General features: G+C 71.0%; 1 protein-coding gene and 1 pseudogene. Both read left to right on the top strand.

Annotated features, from left to right (window positions below; translation table 11 throughout):
• Positions 1-280: 280 nt before the first annotated feature.
• A complete protein-coding gene (locus tag KN815_RS51405; RefSeq protein WP_253209751.1) occupies positions 281-532 on the top strand; it encodes an SCO4848 family membrane protein in 252 nt (83 codons plus the stop codon).
• Positions 533-579: 47 nt separating this feature from the next.
• Positions 580-1,053 (top strand): annotated as a pseudogene (locus KN815_RS49290) (metallophosphoesterase); the annotation flags it as partial.

Genomic DNA, 1,053 nt, shown 5'->3' with positions numbered 1-1,053 from the left:
GGCGGCCAGCGGCCCGCACAGCAGCAGGGCGGCGGCGGTGGCGGCCAGCGGTGCGGCGGCGCGGCGGGCGGGGGTACGGCGACTGCCCGTGCGATTGCTCGTGGGGGTGCTCGTGGGGGTGCTCTTACGGGTGCGGTCTCGGACGTGAGTGCTGGTGAAGGAAGGTGTGGGCACGAAGGTGAACGTACCTGGCGTCGCTGAGGAGAGCGAAAGCAGCGCCGACGTATTGACGACAGACCCCCGCGTGGAGGTATCCGGGGCCGTGCCCATACTGGAACCCATGAAGCTCAGCCGCCCCGTGTCCTGGTTCCTGCTCGCCTTCGGGGTCTGGAGCTGGATCATCTGGTTCACCTTTGTCAAAAATTTGTGGAAGGACGCCAGCGGACTCGCCTTCGACGACTCCGGCGACCCCACCACGTACTTTTGGGTGCATCTGCTGCTCGCGATCACCTCGTTTCTCTTGGGGACGGCGATCGGGGTGATCGGGTTGCGCGGGGTGCGCGCTCTGCGTCGGAACGACGCCTCCGAGTAGAGGTTCCGGGCAAGCCGTCGGGTAGTCGCTGGGGGAGGGGACCGGGGATGGTCGTGCTCTACGTCCTGATCGCGCTGGCCGTCATCGGTCTGCTGACCGGCGTCCACTGGTATGTGTGGCGGCGGCTGGTCGGCGATACGACGGCGCGCGGGGGATGGGCGCGCCGTACCGGCACGGCGGCGGCCTTCGTACTGCCGCTGATGAGCGTCGGCGCGGTGATCTCGGGCCGCGCGGGCGCGCCCTTCGCGCTCCAGCGCGTCCTGGCCTGGCCGGGCTACCTCTGGCTCGCCCTGCTGCTGTATCTGACCCTCGCGCTGCTCGTGGGTGAGGCGGTACGGCCCTTGCTGCGCACATGGCTGAGCCGTCGCGACTCGGCCAAGTCCGCTGATGCGCGGTCGGCCGAGGGCCCGGCGGCGGACGCGGATGCGGCTGCCGCCGCCGGTCGGAAGGCGGATGCCGGTCCGGCGGAGACCGCCGACCGCACCGGCGCTCCGGCGGCCGTCCGTGCGGACGGCCGCGAG

This window comes from Streptomyces niphimycinicus (genome assembly GCF_018883605.1).
Lineage (GTDB): Bacteria > Actinomycetota > Actinomycetes > Streptomycetales > Streptomycetaceae > Streptomyces > Streptomyces niphimycinicus.
This window is presented reverse-complemented; position numbering and strand designations above follow the sequence as displayed.